This window comes from Rathayibacter sp. PhB1 (assembly GCF_004362935.1).
In the GTDB taxonomy this organism is placed as follows: Bacteria; Actinomycetota; Actinomycetes; order Actinomycetales; family Microbacteriaceae; genus Rathayibacter; species Rathayibacter festucae.
This window is the reverse complement of sequence record NZ_SNYD01000004.1, coordinates 51,949-68,555: the sequence shown is the minus strand read 5'-3', so window position 1 is coordinate 68,555 and position 16,607 is coordinate 51,949. Positions and strand designations below refer to the sequence as shown.

The following is a 16,607-nucleotide window of genomic DNA, read 5'->3' as shown; positions in this document are numbered from 1 at the left end:
CCTCGGTCGTTCACTCCCAGTGCGAGACGACCGGCGGCGGGGCTTCCCGCTCGTGGTTGAGCACTCGGAAAGCGATCGCCAGGATGACGCAGACTCCGGCACCGAGCAGCGCAGCAGCGCCTGCCACGGTCATCCACATCGGCTGGACCGCCGAACCGTCCGCGCACAGTGGATTCCACAGGAAGCTCTCGGGGCTGGAGTAGCTGCCGCGGACCCGACACGCCTCTTCCGGATCCCACAGGAAGATCGAGGACACCACCCCGAGAGCGGCGGCGAAGACGGTGAAGAGCACGGCGAAAACGAGGGGGATCGCGTGATCCGGGCGAGGCGACTGTCTAACGCTCATGGAAACGGAACCTCTCGGACTCGACGTCTCTCACCATTCGTCGCCCAGTCTGCGGAGTCCGTCGTCCTCCGGCAGGGCCTGGCGGGAGTATTCGTGCTCGACCTCGGGCGACGCACTCTCCTGTGCGTCATATCGAGCATCACGGACGGCCGCGATGACGAGACACAGCAGGGCGACGGACAGCGCCGCGGCAGTCGTCAACGTCATCCACATCGGCTGAACCACTGAACCGTCCGAGCACAGCGGATTCCAGAGGAACCTCTCTCCGGTCAATCTGCTTCCACCGCGGGTTCTGCACGTCTCGCTCGGGTCCCACATGGAGAGGGAGGCCAAGAATCCCACGACGGCTCCAAGAGCGGCGAGAACGAAGGCGAAGACGATGAGCGTCACTCCCTTCGGCCGCGGGGCCTCTCCGACGTACATCGGGCCATCATGCACTGCGCTCTTCACCGGCGCGCGGGATCTCGTCCGAAGGGAAGCGGAACAGGCCCTCGGCCGGCATTCCGAAAGGGGAGGAAACTGCCGCGGGTCATCAGTGAGCGCGACGGCTCCTAGGCTGAGCCGGTGGCTACCCCGGCATCGATCCGCCCACTCGTGGGCGCTGCGCGCCTCGCCGTCGGTGCAGCCGCGGTCGCGGTGATCCTCCACACCTATGCCTTGAGCATCGCGGCCGGCGAGCCGAATCCGTTCGACTACTTCGGCTATTTCACGAATCAGACCAGCCTCCTCGCTAGCGCGGTGCTGATCGTCGCCGGTTCGGTCGCGCTCGCCCGCCGTCCGACTCCGGTATGGCTGAGCCACGTCCGCGGCGCGGCGACGGCCTACCTGATCGTCGTCGCCGTGATCTACAACACCCTCGTTCCCGGTACCGGAACGGCCCCGCCCTGGGTCAGCGCCGTCCTGCACGTGGTGCTCCCCGCGCTCGTCCTCCTCGACTGGATCGTCGTCGCCGACCGCGGACCGCTCCCGAGGCGCCGGCTGTGGGTGGTCCTGCCCTACCCGATCGTCTGGGTCGTCGTCGTGCTCGTCCGCGGGGCGACCGACGGGTGGGTGCCGTACGGCTTCCTGCTCCCCGAGAACGGCGTGCCGTCGCTCGTCCTACACGTCGCCGGGCTGACCTGCGCGGTACTCCTCGCGGGTGCGCTCGTCTGGGCACTGAGCCGGCGGCGCGGAGCGGCCTCCCACCTGCCCGCGCGCTCGGTCGAGCGGTGAGCCCTCAGGATCGGCACACGGGTCGACCCGCAGTCGGCCTGCGCGTGCCTTCTCCCTCCGGCCCGGTCTCGGCCGCGACGTTCTCGCGCGGAGGACCATGAGCCGGCGGACCACCACGACGGCCGCCTCCGACGCCGTCGCGTCGATCCTCGCGCTCGTCGGAGTCGTCGGCGCCGTCTCCAGCGTCGTCCTCGCGGGGCTCGGCGCTGTGACGAACTGGCTGATCCTCCTCGGCTGCGCGGGCGACTACCGCAGCACGTTCCTCGAGGTGAACGACCCGCCCGTCGACTGCCTCGCCGGGCCGGCCTGGCCTCTCGTCCAATGGTTCGCGCTGGTCGGAGTCGGCGCGCTCCTGACCTTCTCCACCCTCGTCATCGGTGCCTACCGTCCCCGTGTCGCTGTCCCGGTCGGCGTCCTGCTCGCGGCGGTCACTGCAGTGAGTGCCGTGCTGACCCTGCCGGCCGTCGGCTCGTAGAGCGACCCTGTCCGGACAGGTGAGCGACCCCTCGGCTACCGGTCACCCGCCCCGCGCGGTGCAGGGGTCGGCGGGGGAGTGCTGAGCGATACGACTCCGCCGAGGAGGGATTCGTAGGCTGTTCTCATGATTCCTCGTCGACGACTCCGCCCACTGACGGTGCTGCTGTGCGCCGCCTCGGCCATGACGCTCACGGCGTGCTCCGGCTCCGACGCCGCGGTGCAGCGGAGCGAGGGCGTCACCGCGATGGTCGCCTCCGAGGCCCCGGACCTGGTGATGCAGGCGTCGATCGCCGGGACTCTCACGACGACCGACGAGGGCTGCCTGGCCGTGCAGAACGACGGGACGGCCCTCCCGCTGGTGTTCCCGGTCGGCTCGCGCCTCAGTGGCGACGGCCGGACGATCGACGTCCCTGGTCGGGGAGCGCTGACGACGGGCGACGTCGTGGAGGGCGGCGGCGGCTACCTCACGCTCGAGGACACTCCGGACGAGTGCACACCGGACGGCGACCCCGTCGAGTCGGTGATCTGGCAGAGCCTGCCCGACTGAGAACCGGCCGAGAGCTCCGCCCGCAGCAGTCCCACCCGCGCACTGCGGCGGGGTGCGCCCGTGCTGGTCAGTGGCGCGCCCCCTTCCGAAGAGGAAGAGATCTCCGGGCGTCTCGAGGGCCGCTGTCCGTCTCCCTGAAAGCAGCGGTCCGTCACTCGCTCGGGGTGAAGACCGTCTCGGCGTGTCTCCTGCGTCTCCACTCGTCCGCGAGGATCGCGTAGACCGCTGAGTCGATCCAGGTCTCGCCGCGTCTCTCGCTCTGCAGGAAGAGGGCCTCGCGCCGCAGTCCCAGCCGCTCCATCGCGTGCACGGAGCCGCGGTTGTCGGCTGCGGCGCGGCCGATGATGCGGTGCAGACCGAGTGACCCGAACCCGACGTCGAGGAGAGCGCCGCCCGCTTCGAGCGAGTATCCCAGGCCGGACGTGGCCGGGTGGAGGAACATGCCGATCTCACCCTGCTGCCCGTCCGCCGAACGGACGAGGACGACGTCACCGACGAGCGCCGCCGTCGCTCGGACCTCGACGCCGTAGAAGCGGCGGTGACCCGGCTCGCGCAGCTCCCACTCGGCGTCCCGCTCCTCGAACCAGGGGGCGTACTGCCCCTCCGCGAGCGGACCGTGACCAAGGAAGCGGGACGCGCGGGCGTCACCCCGGTACGCCGTCACCGCCGCCTCGTCCTCCCGGGCGAGTCGCCGGAGCCGGAGTCGTCGTGTGAGCAGATCGACCGTGCCGTCCATCCATTTAGGCTAGGTGCCGGAGAGCCCGGGCCCGCGGGACGTCCTTCCGTCCGCGGAGGTGAGACGCGACATCGCGGCCTCGGGCTCGGACCCGCTCGTAGGATCGCTCCGTGGCATCGGCCGAATTCACGAAGCGCAGCGCCGAGGCGATCGTGCTGTACCCCGCCGTCGACTACCGGGCCGAGGTCGCCATCCGAGCGATCGCACCCGGCTATCCCCGCCTCAGCCGCAGCCAGCACCCGCTGATCCTCGGGACCGCAGAGGGCCTGGAGTTCTGGGACGACCGCCGCCAGGCGGAGCCGGGTGCCGTGCTGCCGTGGAGCCGCGTGGTCGCGATGAACGGTCCGAGCCCCACGTCGAGGCTCGGCGGTCTGCGGATCCGAGTTCGACACGGAGAGCGAGCGTTCACCGTGGAGATCCCGCTGCGTCCTGGTGGCGTCGGTGATCAGCACCTTCCGGCGATCACGGTCTCGGTGCTGGCGAACCGACTCCGCCTCCTGGCATCGGCCGTCGGGATGGCGGAGGACGTGGCGGAGGTCAGGCCCACCACCGTCCGACTGCTCCCCGGGACCGATTCGACGGCCTACGCGGTCCGGGCCGGCTGGGTGTCTCTCGCCGGGACGGCGTGCGCGGTCCTGTTCCTCCTGCTGGTGTCGCTCCTGCCGCCCGAGGCCCTCCGAACACCCTCCGTCGGCGTGCCGGTCTACGGGCTGCTGGCCGCTTTCATCGTCAGCGTCGTCGCGGCCCTCGTCCTCGGTCGATACGGCACCGTCCGCCTCGAGGAGGAGACCTCCGCCGGCTACCGCATCACGGGCTCACCCTGGCCGGTCGGCGTTCCGCTGGTCGACCGCCGGACGGGCGACGTCGTCCCCGCGCCGGAGGGCACGGCACCTCCGGGCACCGTCTGATCTCGACTCGCCGCCCCGGAAAGATCGCGCGCGAGTTCCGGGATGACCGAGCCAGGCCGCGAGCGGGAAGAGGGCCCCGATGAGCGTGGTGCCCAGCCTCTGTCGCCGGATCGTGGCCACGAAGGTCTCGATCATCCCGGCTCTCGCAAGACCCGCCCGGTCGGAGCGGGCGAGGCCCGATACCCCCATCGCGTCGTCGCGGTCGAGGTACGCGCTCACCGCAGTCTCGCCGCTCCTCTCGCGCGGCCTGCTGTGGAGCTCGCCGGCCGCGGGGCTCTCGGCTCAGCAGCTTCAGCCGGGGCTCCTTCACGCGCCCGCGCGCGCGACCCTCTGCGCCCTGGCGGCGATGCTCCGCCCGGCGGACGCCGGCTCCGGCGGCAGCGTCGTCCCGGTCAGGGCTCGACACCGTCGTGGCGCCGCGGAGCGAGGGCGGCCGCTTCTCGGGTGGATCGTGCTCAGGCGCAGCGGGCGAGGTACTGCTTCACATCGGCGCGCGTGAGGGTCTTCAGGGCGTCCAGGTCGTGGGTGCGCAGGTAGGCGCGGGCGGCGGCGGTGGCCTTCGCGACGGTCAGCGTCGAGCGGTCGAGGCAGGGGGCGGAGTCGAGCGGGTTCGCGCGCGCCGTGCGGAGGTCCGCGTCGATGCCGGTGACGGCCTGGTCGAGGCTGGTGATGACGATGCGCGCGGCGCCGTCCTGGGTCGGGCTGTTGGGCCACCACTCCTTCGGGTCGCCGGTGCGGTCGTCGAAGGAGACGTTGTAGAAGTCGAGGTCGAGGCCGCGGATCGTGTAGTCGCCGTTCGCGTCCGTACGGGTCTCGACGTAGCTGCCGTACGGCGGCCGGTTGAAGGCGGTGACGGGGACGGAGACCCCGTCGTCGGTGTCGACGTGGCCGCTGATCGTGGCTCCCAGCGGGAGCACGTACTCGGGCAGGGCGAGGGTCCTGCCTGCGCTCACGGAGAAGACGGTGCCCGAGGCGTTCGGTCGGTCCGAGCCGAGGTTGCGCTGGACGTGGAGGCCGTCCTCGACGAGCGCGCTGACCGTGTAGGTCTCGTCGGGTACGACGGCGGCCTCGAAGGCGCCGGCGGCGTCCGTCGTCGCGACGACGAGCGGCTTCACCTCGCTGGTGCTGGTCGGGCGCAGAAGCACCTCCGTGCCGGCGGCCGCGGGCGTGTCGGGCGTCCCCTCGAGCAGGACCCGCCCGGTGATCGTGCCCGTGGGCCCCTGATCGGCGGCGGACGCGGGAGTGGCGAGTGCGGAGGCGGCGACCAGGACGGCGGCGGCGAGTGCGAGCGTGCGCCGGACGGCGGCGCGCGAGAGCGAAGACATGTGATCCCCTCAGCGGGGGCGGCGTGCCCCCATCGCTGCCGACACTAGAGGGCGGGGGAGACGCAGCGCGAGCACGTCCTGAGCCGGACTCGGTCGTCGGGAACCTCGCCTCGGTCCGTAGGCTCTGCTCGTGAGTACACGCGGTCCACTGCTTCGTGACGCGTTCCCGTGGGAGCTGTTCCCCTGGTTCTCGCTCGTGCTGCTGCTCGCCGTCGTCGCGTTCCCGCTGATCCGACTCCGCGATCCCGGCCGCCGCCGCGACGCGCAGCTCGTCCTCACTGCCCGCCGGGGAGCGCGGACCGTCTCCGTGATCCTGGGCGTGATCGGAGCCTGCGCACTGACCGCCGTCGGCGTGCTGGTCATGGCGGCGGGGATCCCCGAGGGGTGGGGATTCCTCCTCCTCGCGCTCGGCGCTCTCGGTGCGCCCGCCGTCACGGTCCACCTCGTCGGCAGACGTCTTCCGTAGGCCGTTGGGCCATCGCCCGCTCCGGTCCCGTCTAGGCTCGCCGGTACCGCTCGCCACCGGGGAGGATCGATCGTGACGCGCAGTTCTCGCACCGTGCGGTTCGTCGTGGGCCTTGCCGGCCTCGCGGCCATTGCACTGCTCACCGGCTGCGCCCCGACTCTCTACGGCCCCGGGAACGCGACCACGGAGGTCGCCGAGACGACCGCGCGCGAGAGTGCCGCCGCGCTGGCGGATCGGATCGGCACCGACCGGCCCGACGACATCGACGAGGTCGCGAGGGAGGCCGCCGCCGAGGGCGCCGACCTGGTCGGGATCGAGTCCTTCGACGCGCCCGAGCTCGACGATGCGTTCGGCGCCCTCACCACGCGCACGGTCGGCGTGGACGGACAGCCCTACTGCTTCCGGATCGAGTTCGACTTCTACGGCCGACACAGCGTCGACGGCGTCACCGTCTTCGGCACCACGACCGGGGTGCAGGACGTCGACTGCGACGCGTCGACGCCGAGCGTCACTGCGCCGCCCGACACGCGCGAGGTCGTCGTGCCGGCCGCGAACGCGGAGGAGGCCGCGGTCGAGGTGCTGACCGCGCTGCCCGAGGACCCGGGCACGATCGAGGACATCGCCGCCGCGATCAGCGAGCGTCTGGCGACTCCGACGGGACCTCGGGAGGTGGCCGCGCAGCCGACGGTCGCGCTGCGGGGGACGGACGTCGGAGTGGCGATGGGGCACGCCGAGGACTGCGTCCTCGTCAAGCGCGAGGCGGGCGCCGTCACCCGCGTCGTCGTGGCCCCGGTGCTGCTCCAGCCGGGCGAGCTCGGCTGCACCGCCGACACGGCTCTGAGCCCGGCCGAGTCGCTGCGCCCACCGCACTGACCCGGCGTCGAGACGTCGAGCGCGACGCGACAGGAGGCGGCGTCAGCGCGACACGCGGCGACCGGCCCGCCGGTTCTCGACCGCGAGGATCACGGCGGCGAGGAGCGCGCCGAGGACGGCGCCGATGGTGTTCATGAACCAGTCGTTCGTGTCGCAGGAGCGGCCGATCGCCGGGACGCTCGCCTGGACCAGCTCGATCAGGGCGGACAGGCCGGAGACGGCGGCGGCGACGAGCACGGGGCGGCCGACCGCGACCGCGAGCAGCAGGGTCCCGGGGAACAGGAGGGCGATGTTCGCGAGGGTGTCGATGCCGTCGAACGGCACCGAGAACTGCACGGTGCAGAAGATCAGCGGCGTGCCGTCCGGCGGGTACATCGTCAGCGCGAGGCCCGCGAGGAAGGCCACCGCGGCGAGGACGAGGAGGGTCCTCCTCGCGCCGCGCCGGTGCAGCAGCCAGGCGAGCGCCGTGACCAGCGCGACCGCGATCCAGAAGCCGATCGGCACGAGCGCGGCGTGCTCGACGAGGAAGGTGCTGATCATGGCGCTCGGCTCTCGGGTGGCGGGGTGGCGGGATCGGAATCAGCGGGCGGAGGGACGGAGGCGCGATCACTGACGGCGTCGACGTCCGGGGGAGACGTCCGCGCAGCCCGAATCGAGCCCTCGGCGGAGGCATGCCCTGGAGGTCGGCCCCGGAGGCCGGCCCCGGAGGTCAGCTGCGGAGCGGAGAGCCCACGACGTCGAAGCGGTGGCCGCCGAAGGCGCCGCTGAGCAGCGGGCGCGCCCGCTCGATCGCGGCCTGGACCTGCGGGAGGGCCAGCGAGGCCCGGTGCGCCTCGGCGCTCTCCCACAGCTCGACGACGAAGACGGTGTCCGGCTGCTCGTCATCGACGCCGACCTCGTAGGCCAGGCAGCCGACGTCGACGAGGGCGGCGTTGTGCTCGGTGAGGAGGGCGACGAGCTCGTCGCGTCTGCCGGGTGCGGCCCCCAGGGTGCCGACGTTCGCGAAGGTCTTGCCGCGAGGCTACCGGTGCCGGCGCCTCCGCTCCCCGCCTCGATCCTCCGCGCCGGTGCTGGGCGGCCGACTCCGGCGGCCCCGCGCGACGAGAGAGGTTCTGACAGAACCCTTCACGTCGGCATCAGCCCCTCCTACCGTTGCGAGCATGGATCACCGAGCAGAGGTACGCGAATTCCTGACATCACGTCGGGGGCGCCTCACGCCGGAGCAAGCCGGGATCGAGCCGGGTGGCGGCCGCCGCCGGGTGGCAGGCCTCCGTCGCGATGAGGCCGCACGGCTGGCGGGCGTGAGCGTCGACTACTACACGCGACTGGAGCGCGGGAACCTCGCCGGCGTGTCCGACTCCGTCCTCGATGCGATCGCCAGGGCGCTGCACCTGGACCGTGCCGAGCACGATCACCTCTGCGATCTGGCGCGGACCGCGAACGAGGCCGGAGTCCGCACGAGGAGGGCCCGCACCGTCGCGAACGTGCGGCCGGAGGTGCAGTACCTGCTCGACGCGATCACGGGTGCGCCCGCCTTCGTGTCGAACACGCGGATGGATCTCGTCGCCGCCAACGCGCTCGGCTTCGCCCTCTACTCGGAGATGTACCGCAGTACGGCGCGGCCGGCGAACCACTCCCGGTTCATCTTCTTCGACCCCCGCGCGCACACCTTCTACCCCGACTGGGAGCGCGCGGCCGACGTGAACGTCGCGATCCTCCGCCGCGACGCCGGCCGCAATCCCCACGACGCCCGACTCGCCGCTCTCATCGGCGAGCTGTCGATGCGCAGCGACGACTTCCGGACCCGGTGGGCCGAGCACAACGTCCGGCGTCACTACAGCGGTCTCAAGCAGTTCGAGCATCCCGTCGTCGGGCTCCTGGAGCTCACCTTCCAGGTGACCGAGCTGCAGGACGACCCGGGTCACTCGATGACGGTCTACCCCGCAGTTCCCGGAAGCGCCTCCGACGAGAAGCTCCGGATGCTCGCGACCTGGGCCGCCACCGAGGACATCGCGCGCCTCACCGCCGTCTCCGCGAGCTGATTCCTCTTCCTTTCTCCTCTCCCCGCCTCACGGTGGGCACGGCCTCATTCGCCGGCACGAACCCTCGAAGGACCTCATGACCTCCACTGCGCCCGTACGCTTCCCCGACGGGAGCGAGCGCGTCGAACCGCGGACGATGCCCTGGTTCGCGCTCGCTCTGCTCGCCACGATGGGCTTCCTCCTCGTCGCCGCCGAGACAATGCCGGCGGGCCTGCTGCCGGTCATCGCTGACGGAATGGACACCAGCGAAGGAGTCGTCGGGCAGTTCATCAGCGTCTGGGCGCTCGGCACCGTCATCGTCACCATCCCCGCGATCAGCCTCACCCGAGGATTCCGCCGCAAGCCGCTGCTCCTCGCGAGCATCGCCTGCCTGATCGTCGCGAACACCGTCACCGCGCTCTCCAGCGACGTCGCGGTCTCCCTCGTCTCACGATTCGTCGCCGGAGCATTCACCGGGATCATCTGGGGGATGCTCGCCGCGTACGGCCGCCGGATCAGCCCGCCCCGCAGAGCGGGCCTGGCTCTGTCCATCGTGTCGGTCGGCGCCCCGGTCGGCTTCGCGCTCGGCACGCCACTCGGAGCGTGGCTCGGCATGGCCCTCGACTGGCGCTGGTCGTTCGGCGGTCTGAGCCTTCTCGCCCTGCTCGCGTTCGTCCTGATCGCCCTCTTCGTCCCCGACGCCCCAGGCCAGCCGCGAGCCGCAGCCGGAAGCCTCCCGCTGGCCCGCGTCTTCGCGATGCCGGGCGTGGCGATCGTGTGCCTGACGATCCTCGTCTGGATGCTCGCCCACAACACCATCTACACCTACATCGCGCCGTTCCTGCGCGAGGGCGGATCAGGACTCCGACCCGACCTCGTGCTCCTCGTCTACGGCGTCTCCTCGATCCTCGGCGTCGCGATCACCGCCGCGGCCATCGACCGCTTCCCGCGGGCGCTGCTGCACTCGAGCCTCGCGGTGTTCGTCCTCGCCGGTCTGATCCTGCTCGTGGGCCGCGGCGCACCCGCCGCTGTCCTGATGGCGAGCGTGCTGTGGGGCATCGGCTTCGGTGGCGCATCCGCGCAACTGCAGTCGGCACTCAGCCGCTCCGGGCGCGAGAACTCCGACATCGCGAATTCTTTCCTCCCCGTCGCGTTCAACCTCGCGATCTTCGCGGCGGGCATCATCGGCGCTCTTCTCCTGGAGAACCTTCCCGCACTGGTCCTGGCGGCCCTCATGGCAGTCCTCGGCGCTCTCGCCCTCATCATCACCCTCTACGGCCGACGCACAGCGTTCACCGTCGACCACCTCGACGCGCGCTGATGCGACACCCGGCGATCCACCAGAGCAGGAGCTTCACATGACGACGAACTCGCGCGAGGCGACGCCGATAGTGCTCGACATCGGGGGAGTCGAGGTCACCGCTCGGCTCGACGGCAGTGCGACCAGCGCGTCACTTCTGGCGCGGCTCCCGCTCACTCTGACCTTCCGGGACTTGGGCGGGCAGGAGAAGCTGGCCGACCTCGGAGAAGCGCTCAGTCTCCGTGGCGCGCCGGACCGCAGCGACGCGCGACCATGCACGATCGGCTACTACAGCCCCACCCGCACTCTCGTCCTCTACTACGAGCACGTCGGATCATTCGCCGGGATCGTGCCCTTCGGCACCTTCGACGCCATCGACCCCGTGCGAGATCTCGCCGACGGCGCCCTCGTGACCCTGAGGCTCCCGGAATCCTCCTGATCGCGTTGTTCCCACTCGACCCGGACAGCCGGTCCTCGGTGTTTCGTGAGTATCCGGTGCTGCGGCGCCGCTCGCTTCCCCGTCCCCCCGCCGGTAAGGACCCTCAGATGAAGAGATCCCAGGACGTCGATGAAGCACCCGAGCTGTCCCGTGAGCAGGTGCGCACGGTGATCACGGGGGCCTGCATCCTCGGCGATACCACCCTCGACGCACACATCGACGACCTCTGGGCGGCGAAGTCCGACCCCGATCGGATGCGCCACCTGCTCGACCGGTTCCACTGCGAGGTCGAAGCAGCGCGCACACTCCTCGCCGCGGCGGGCGGACCGGAATGGTGGTCGACCGTCGACGCGGACCGATTGGCGGCGGCATGCGTCGCCGCGAGGACATGGGCTGAGGGTGATCCCACGTGCGCAGAACTCGAGCGGGGATTCGCCTCCCGCCTGCTGACCGTCTTCGGGGTGGACATCGCAGGGATTCCGCGCACCGGCCGGCTGCCCGCGCGCTCGAGCTCGTGAGAGCGAGCGTCACGACTTCGCAGCGGACCTCGAAGAGTGGTGAGTGAGGGGTTCTGAGAGAACCTCTCAGAATCGACGAGGCGCTTCTACGGTGAGGGGAACCCCAGGTATCCCGAAAGGAGCTCCCCGTTGAGCGCGACCTCCCCTCACCGTCCTCTGACACCCTTCCGCCGCCTGACCGCTCCCTCAGTCTTCGGGCTGGCCGCGACGATCGTTCTTCTGACGCCCGCTCCGGCCGCCGCTCACCACGGCTGGGACGGCTTCGACACCGACGAGCTCGTCTACATCGCGGGGACGGTCGCGTCCGAGGGGAGCTGGGGTGAACCCCACACCTACTTCGACACGACCATCGACACCGACCTGCCCGCCGACACTCCTGATCTCAGACTCCCGGAGGACCTCCAGGGACCGGAGGACAGCATCCGCGTGGAGTCCGCCCTCGCCTATGCCGGGCCGCAGGACGAGCTCGAGGTGATCATCGCCCCACCGGCGTACACGGGCCGCTGGGGGCTCGACCGGCCCCTGACAGTGGGGGAGCGCTTCCAGGGCGTCGGCTACATCAACCGGTCCGACGACGCGCTCTTCCGTCCCGTCGCCTTCTGGTACGGAGACGACGCGGTGCCGGTCAACCAGGTGCTCGGGAGCACGCTCCCCGTCCGCGCACCCCTGCCGACCTCCGCCGGCGGGGGTCCGGGCGCGACGACTCCCGCGCCGGCGACCACGTCGACGGCGGCCGATCCGCTGGAGGAAGCACCTTCCGATCCCGAGGAGTCCGTTCCCTCCGAAGGCGACGCCGAGGCGACTTCCGACGAGGCGTCCACTGGTGTGGCGGGAGTCTGGGCGGTGTTCGGCATCGTCGTCGCGGCGGGTGTCGCGGGCGGTCTCGTCTCCCTGCGTCGCCGCAACCGGCAGAGCTGAGGGAGAGCACATGCCGGAGTGGCTCGAGAGTGCGCTGCAGTGGCTGCAGGGGACGACGCTCGGCGAGAGCGTGCGGGGCACCCCGTACCTGTATCCCACCCTCGAAAGCATTCACATCCTCGGAATCGCCGTCCTGATCGGACCGGCGTTCGCCTTCGACCTTCGTCTTCTGGGGGCCGGGGGCAGGGTCGTCTCTGTGGCGACAGCCGCTCGCTCTCTCCTGCCCGTGTCGCATGTCGGCCTCGTCATCGCGCTCGCCACGGGTGTCGCGCTGTTCAGCGCGCAGACGACGGTCGTCGCCGAGTCCGGGGCCGCGCCCTGGAAGCTGGGGCTGTTGCTGCTGGCGGGGCTGAACGTGCTGGTGTTCCATCGCGGCGTCTACCGCCGCGTCCCGGAGTGGGCGACCGCCACCGTGACGCCTCTCGCGGCGCGGATCGCCGCCGCGGTCTCGTTGACCACCTGGACGGGCGTCGTCTTCGCCGGACGCTTCCTCGCCTACACCTGATCCCTCTCGGCGAGGACGGACAGCTGACGCAGCCGCGTCTGCGACTGCGATCCGGGCTCCGCGGTCCACACGATGATCGTGGTGCTCGGGTCGGCACCGACAGTGAGCGCCGCCCAGTCGAGCACCAGCTCGCCGACGAGGGGGTGACGAAGGATCTTCGCCCCACTGCTGCGCGCAGCGACCTCGTGGGTCTGCCACAGCTGAGCGAAGGCGGCATCACTGGCGCTGAGGTCGGCGACGATCGCGTGGAGCTGCTGGTCATCGGGATCACGAGCGCTGTCCATCCGGAGCTGCGCGATCGCCAGGTCGACGACGCTGAACCAGTCGGCGTAGAGATCGCGCATGCGGGGATCAGTGAAGAGCAGCCGGATGAAGAGGCGATCCTGCTCCGGGATCGCAGCGAAGTCGGTGATGAGAGCGGCGCCGAGGACATTCCAGGCGAGGATCTCCGTACGCGGGCCCATGACGAACGCAGGCGTCAGGGAGAGATCGTCGAGCATCCTCTGCACCGGTCCGGCGACAGACCGGCGCCCGGCTGCGGCAGGCGCGAGAAGCATCTTGCCCGCCAGCCCGCCCAGATAGCTCCGCTGGTCCGCGGACAGTCGCAGCACCCTCGAGAGTTCGTCCAGGACCGGTGCCGAAGCGGGCAGCCGACCCTGCTCGAGGCGGGTGTAGTAGTCCGTGCTGATCGATGCGGCTCGGGCGATCTCCTCGCGCCGGAGGCCCGGGACGCGGCGCGTCCGTGCCGCGTCGACGAGCCCCAGATCGCTGGGCTTCAGCTCCGCCCGACGAGCGCGCAGGAAGTCGCCGAGCTCCTGCCATCGCACCTCTGCTGCCACCGCACCATCCTCGCAAACCGATCCCCCTCGAGGACAACCGGACATGAGAGGGGGCATTTTCCTTCCCCTTCAGCGCCGCCGAGGGCGGTGGCACCGTGGAATCACGACGTCATCAGCAGCGTGCTGAGAGGCGTGGACGAGAAAGAGGAGCACACCCCGTGAAAGCCATCGGTCTGACCACCTACGGCGGTCCCGACGCCCTGCAGGTCCTGGAGATTCCCGAGCCGCATGCCGGCCCCGGGGAGGTTCGGATCCGGGTTCGAGCGGCCACCGTGAACCCGGTCGACGCCATCATCCGCTCCGGCGGCTTCGCCGGCAAGGACAGCGCGATCTCCGATCCCGTCGTGCCCGGAATGGACGTCTCCGGCATCGTCGACGAAGTGGGGCCGGGCCAGCCGGCCGGCCTCGACGTGAGCATCGGTGACGCGGCGATCGGCTTCGTCGTGCCGGAGAACAGCCACGGCGGATACAGCGAGTACGTCGTCCTCCCCAGCGAGTCGGTGACGAGGATGCCCGCGGGGCTCGACTTCGTGCACGCCGCCTCCTTCCTGTCCAATGCCCTCACCGCCGAGATCACCCTCGAGCACTTCGCACTCACGCCCGGCGCCGCACTCGCGGTCACCGGCGCGACCGGTGCCGTCGGCGGCTACCTCGTCGAGCTCGCCGCGCGAAGGGGACTCACCGTCATCGCCGCCGCCACCGGAGACGACGAGCCCCTGGTCCGCGAATTCGGCGCAACACACCTGATCGATCGTCGAGCCGACTTCAGCGACGGCGTCCTCGCTCTCACCGGCGGACGCGGAGCGGACGCCCTCGCTGACGCCGCGATCCTCACTGACCAGGTCACGCGCGCCGTCCGCGACGGCGGGCAGATCGCCTTCTACCTCCCGACGGACGTCGACCCCGGACGCGGAATCGACGTCTTCGGCTCCTACGTCATGCGCTCCAACCTCCGACACGATGCCATCGCGATGCTGGCCCGCCTCGCCGGATCCGGAGCTCTCAGCACACGCGTCGCTGCCGTCCTCCCTGCCGCTCAGGCCGCTGCCGCCCACGTCCGCCTCGCACGCGGCGGCCTCCGCGGCCGTCTCGTCCTGGAGTTCTGACCGACCTGTCCGCTACGCCCAACCACCCCGAGACCATCACCACTGCGAAAGAAGAGCACCTCATGAACAGCACCGCACGACTCCCCAGCATCGGCCAGACCTGGCTCGCCGACCTCGGCCCCGACACGCCACTCGGGCACTTCACGGTGGAGATCAGCTTCACCGAGACCCACGTCACTTTCACCGTCACCGGCGGAGCCATCAAGGGCCGCACCGAGACGATGGAGTACACCGCCACCCGGGTCCGCGACGGGCTCTACGTGGTCCGCTGGACCGAACCCGACTCCGGAGATCACGTCACGCACATCGAGGACTACACCGACGGCGCCTGCATGGCCAGCTCCGTCATCGGCGGGCAGTTCCTCCAGTTGCACGGCACCTGGACCCGCGTCCGCTGAACGGCTCCACGACTCTGCAGAGGGGCCCTGACCGACCCTCCCTGCGCCTCGTCGACGCCGCTTACGGTCGTTCAGACCCGCCCCGACGAACCCGAGAGGACGCTTCGTGACCACCCGAAGACTGATCGCCCCCGCCCTGGCCGCCGGCCTCCTGGCCACCCTCACCGCCTGCTCCACCGGCACAGGCTCAGCCGAACAGGACCCCGCCGAGAGCACCGCCTCTGCCGGCTCCGCCTCACCGGTCGGAACCTGGTCGATGACCCTGCTCGAGGACAGTGCTGCGGGGGAGTTCCAGTCCATCCCCTACAGCGGCCAGATCGTCATCACCCCCTCCACCGTCTCGGTTCAGGCGATGAACCCGGACACCACCGCTCCCGACGGTCCGTACACGATCGACGGCTACGAAGCCTTCTACGGCCCCGCGACCATCGACGACGACGAGGACACGTTCTCGGTCGACGTCGAATCGGCAGCCGTGCGCGACCTGATCGGGCAGACCCTGACCCGCAGCTTCGAGGTGACGGACGACACTCTCGTCCTCACCCCCACCGACCCTGCCGAGACCTGGCGCGTGTCCTACGAGCGCGTCACCGACTGACCCCCATCCCGAAAGGAACACCATGAAAGCCACTGTCATGTACGGCGCCGGCGACGTCCGCGTCGAAGAGGTCCCGGACCCCGTCATCCAGCAGCCGACCGAGGCCCTCATCCGAGTGACCTACGCCTGCGTCTGCGGCTCCGACCTCCACCCCTACCACGACCTCGGGGACACTCCCGAGGGTCGCCGGATGGGCCACGAGGCCATCGGAGTGGTGGAGCAGATCGGCGGCGACGTCACGACCCTCTCCGTCGGCGACACCGTCATCGTGCCCTTCGCGTGGTCGGACGGGACCTGTCCCTTCTGCCGCGACGGCATCACCACCTCCTGCGTCCACGGCGGGTTCTTCGACGGTGCCCCCTCCGCGACCCAGGCGGAGAAGCTCATCGTCCCGCAGGCCGACGGTACCGCCGTCGTGATCCCGGCAGGGACCGACGAGTCGCTCATGCCGAGCCTGCTGACGCTGTCCGACGTCTACCTCACCGGCTATCACGCCGCCCTGCGCGGCGATGTCGGGCCCGGCAAGACCGTCACGGTCATCGGTGACGGCGCCGTCGGCCTGTCCGCGGTCCTCGCGGCGAAGCAGCTCGGCGCCGACAAGATCATCCTGATGGGCCGACACACGGCCCGCACCGATCTCGGTCGCGAGTTCGGTGCCACCCACGTCGTCGCTGAGCGCGGCGACGAGGGAGTGGCGAAGGTGATGGAGATCACCGATGGTGAGGGGTCGCACGTCGTCCTCGAGGCCGTCGGCCACATGCCGGCCTACGAGCAGGCCTACCGGGTCATCCGCCCCGGCGGCACCATCAGCCGCGTCGGCGTCCCGCAGTACGAGGACGCAGCAGTCGGCTTCCTGTCGCTCTTCGGCAAGAACGTCACGCTCACCGGCGGCCCCGCCACCGTCCGCGCGTACATCGAGCAGGTCCTCCCGCAGGTCCTGGACGGAACCATCGAGCCCGGCCGCGTGTTCGACCGTGAGATGCCGCTCGCGGAGATCGCGGAGGCCTACCGCCTGATGGACTCCCGCGAGGCCCTCAAGGTGCTGATCCGCCCGTAAGCCCACGCCACCGAATGC

22 protein-coding genes and 1 pseudogene are annotated in these 16,607 nt (G+C 70.7%); 16 read left to right on the top strand and 7 right to left on the bottom strand.

Annotated elements, in window-relative coordinates; genetic code table 11:
• Positions 1-10: 10 nt before the first annotated feature.
• Entirely contained in the window at positions 11-346 is a 336-nt protein-coding gene (locus EDF17_RS10695; protein WP_123446457.1) for a hypothetical protein, read from the bottom strand.
• A gap of 30 nt (positions 347-376) precedes the next feature.
• The gene (locus tag EDF17_RS10690; protein ID WP_123446458.1) at positions 377-769 is read right to left on the bottom strand and encodes a hypothetical protein; all 393 of its coding nucleotides are present in this window, start codon (positions 767-769) and stop codon (positions 377-379) included.
• Positions 770-910: 141 nt separating this feature from the next.
• Between EDF17_RS10690 and EDF17_RS10685 the strand changes: the two genes are divergently transcribed.
• The 3 genes from EDF17_RS10685 (at position 911) to EDF17_RS10675 (ending at position 2,582) form a co-directional block, all read left to right on the top strand.
• Positions 911-1,558 carry a Pr6Pr family membrane protein gene (locus EDF17_RS10685; RefSeq protein WP_123446459.1) on the top strand — a complete coding sequence of 216 codons (648 nt, stop codon included), beginning with the start codon at positions 911-913 and terminating at the stop codon, positions 1,556-1,558.
• 97 nt (positions 1,559-1,655) lie between these two features.
• Entirely contained in the window at positions 1,656-2,033 is a 378-nt protein-coding gene (locus EDF17_RS10680; RefSeq protein WP_123446460.1) for a hypothetical protein, read from the top strand.
• A gap of 126 nt (positions 2,034-2,159) precedes the next feature.
• Complete coding sequence (locus EDF17_RS10675) at positions 2,160-2,582, top strand: hypothetical protein (protein WP_133671996.1); 423 nt, start codon at positions 2,160-2,162, stop codon at positions 2,580-2,582.
• Positions 2,583-2,733: 151 nt separating this feature from the next.
• Here the strand turns inward: EDF17_RS10675 and EDF17_RS10670 are convergent, their stop codons facing one another.
• A complete protein-coding gene (locus tag EDF17_RS10670; RefSeq protein ID WP_123446462.1) occupies positions 2,734-3,318 on the bottom strand; it encodes a GNAT family protein in 585 nt (194 codons plus the stop codon).
• A 110-nt stretch (positions 3,319-3,428) separates the two neighbouring features.
• On the opposite strand from EDF17_RS10670, the gene EDF17_RS10665 reads away from it, so the two are divergent.
• Positions 3,429-4,226 carry a hypothetical protein gene (locus EDF17_RS10665; protein ID WP_123446463.1) on the top strand — a complete coding sequence of 266 codons (798 nt, stop codon included), beginning with the start codon at positions 3,429-3,431 and terminating at the stop codon, positions 4,224-4,226.
• 455 nt (positions 4,227-4,681) lie between these two features.
• On the opposite strand, the gene EDF17_RS10660 is transcribed toward EDF17_RS10665, so the two are convergent.
• Complete coding sequence (locus EDF17_RS10660; protein WP_123446465.1) at positions 4,682-5,551, bottom strand: hypothetical protein; 870 nt, start codon at positions 5,549-5,551, stop codon at positions 4,682-4,684.
• A 130-nt stretch (positions 5,552-5,681) separates the two neighbouring features.
• Between EDF17_RS10660 and EDF17_RS10655 the strand changes: the two genes are divergently transcribed.
• Complete coding sequence (locus EDF17_RS10655) at positions 5,682-6,017, top strand: hypothetical protein (RefSeq protein WP_133671993.1); 336 nt, start codon at positions 5,682-5,684, stop codon at positions 6,015-6,017.
• A 72-nt stretch (positions 6,018-6,089) separates the two neighbouring features.
• Complete coding sequence (locus tag EDF17_RS10650) at positions 6,090-6,890, top strand: hypothetical protein (RefSeq protein WP_133671992.1); 801 nt, start codon at positions 6,090-6,092, stop codon at positions 6,888-6,890.
• Between the two features lie 42 nt (positions 6,891-6,932).
• On the opposite strand, the gene EDF17_RS10645 is transcribed toward EDF17_RS10650, so the two are convergent.
• Positions 6,933-7,430 (bottom strand): VanZ family protein, encoded by a 498-nt coding sequence (locus EDF17_RS10645; RefSeq protein ID WP_123446468.1) that lies wholly within the window; start codon positions 7,428-7,430, stop codon positions 6,933-6,935.
• Positions 7,431-7,599: 169 nt separating this feature from the next.
• Positions 7,600-7,899, bottom strand: a pseudogene (locus EDF17_RS10640) (putative quinol monooxygenase); the annotation flags it as partial.
• 151 nt (positions 7,900-8,050) lie between these two features.
• On the opposite strand from EDF17_RS10640, the gene EDF17_RS10635 reads away from it, so the two are divergent.
• The 6 genes from EDF17_RS10635 to EDF17_RS10610 all read left to right on the top strand — a co-directional run bounded on the left by EDF17_RS10635 (position 8,051) and on the right by EDF17_RS10610 (position 12,591).
• A complete protein-coding gene (locus EDF17_RS10635; protein WP_123446469.1) occupies positions 8,051-8,932 on the top strand; it encodes a helix-turn-helix transcriptional regulator in 882 nt (293 codons plus the stop codon).
• A gap of 76 nt (positions 8,933-9,008) precedes the next feature.
• A complete protein-coding gene (locus tag EDF17_RS10630; RefSeq protein ID WP_243732864.1) occupies positions 9,009-10,232 on the top strand; it encodes an MFS transporter in 1,224 nt (407 codons plus the stop codon).
• A 37-nt stretch (positions 10,233-10,269) separates the two neighbouring features.
• Entirely contained in the window at positions 10,270-10,650 is a 381-nt protein-coding gene (locus EDF17_RS10625; RefSeq protein ID WP_123446470.1) for a cyclophilin-like fold protein, read from the top strand.
• Positions 10,651-10,757: 107 nt separating this feature from the next.
• Positions 10,758-11,168: a hypothetical protein gene (locus EDF17_RS10620; RefSeq protein WP_123446471.1), complete on the top strand. Its 411-nt coding sequence runs from the start codon at positions 10,758-10,760 to the stop codon at positions 11,166-11,168.
• 129 nt (positions 11,169-11,297) lie between these two features.
• Positions 11,298-12,086 (top strand): hypothetical protein, encoded by a 789-nt coding sequence (locus tag EDF17_RS10615; RefSeq protein ID WP_208110607.1) that lies wholly within the window; start codon positions 11,298-11,300, stop codon positions 12,084-12,086.
• A gap of 10 nt (positions 12,087-12,096) precedes the next feature.
• Entirely contained in the window at positions 12,097-12,591 is a 495-nt protein-coding gene (locus tag EDF17_RS10610; RefSeq protein WP_123446472.1) for a DUF6644 family protein, read from the top strand.
• Here EDF17_RS10610 and EDF17_RS10605 read toward each other — a convergent pair.
• Positions 12,582-13,475, bottom strand: a complete 894-nt coding sequence (locus EDF17_RS10605) for a helix-turn-helix domain-containing protein (RefSeq protein ID WP_123446473.1) — start codon at positions 13,473-13,475, stop codon at positions 12,582-12,584. The two genes, EDF17_RS10610 and EDF17_RS10605, sit on opposite strands and share 10 nt — an antisense overlap.
• Before the next feature lie 113 nt (positions 13,476-13,588).
• Between EDF17_RS10605 and EDF17_RS10600 the strand changes: the two genes are divergently transcribed.
• The 4 genes from EDF17_RS10600 (at position 13,589) to EDF17_RS10585 (ending at position 16,589) form a co-directional block, all read left to right on the top strand.
• Positions 13,589-14,536: an NADP-dependent oxidoreductase gene (locus EDF17_RS10600; RefSeq protein WP_166649650.1), complete on the top strand. Its 948-nt coding sequence runs from the start codon at positions 13,589-13,591 to the stop codon at positions 14,534-14,536.
• Between the two features lie 62 nt (positions 14,537-14,598).
• The gene (locus EDF17_RS10595; protein ID WP_123446475.1) at positions 14,599-14,934 is read left to right on the top strand and encodes a MoaF N-terminal domain-containing protein; all 336 of its coding nucleotides are present in this window, start codon (positions 14,599-14,601) and stop codon (positions 14,932-14,934) included.
• A 106-nt stretch (positions 14,935-15,040) separates the two neighbouring features.
• Positions 15,041-15,532 carry a lipocalin-like domain-containing protein gene (locus EDF17_RS10590; RefSeq protein ID WP_208110606.1) on the top strand — a complete coding sequence of 164 codons (492 nt, stop codon included), beginning with the start codon at positions 15,041-15,043 and terminating at the stop codon, positions 15,530-15,532.
• Between the two features lie 22 nt (positions 15,533-15,554).
• A complete protein-coding gene (locus EDF17_RS10585) occupies positions 15,555-16,589 on the top strand; it encodes an alcohol dehydrogenase catalytic domain-containing protein (RefSeq protein WP_185019973.1) in 1,035 nt (344 codons plus the stop codon).
• Positions 16,590-16,607 lie beyond the last annotated feature (18 nt).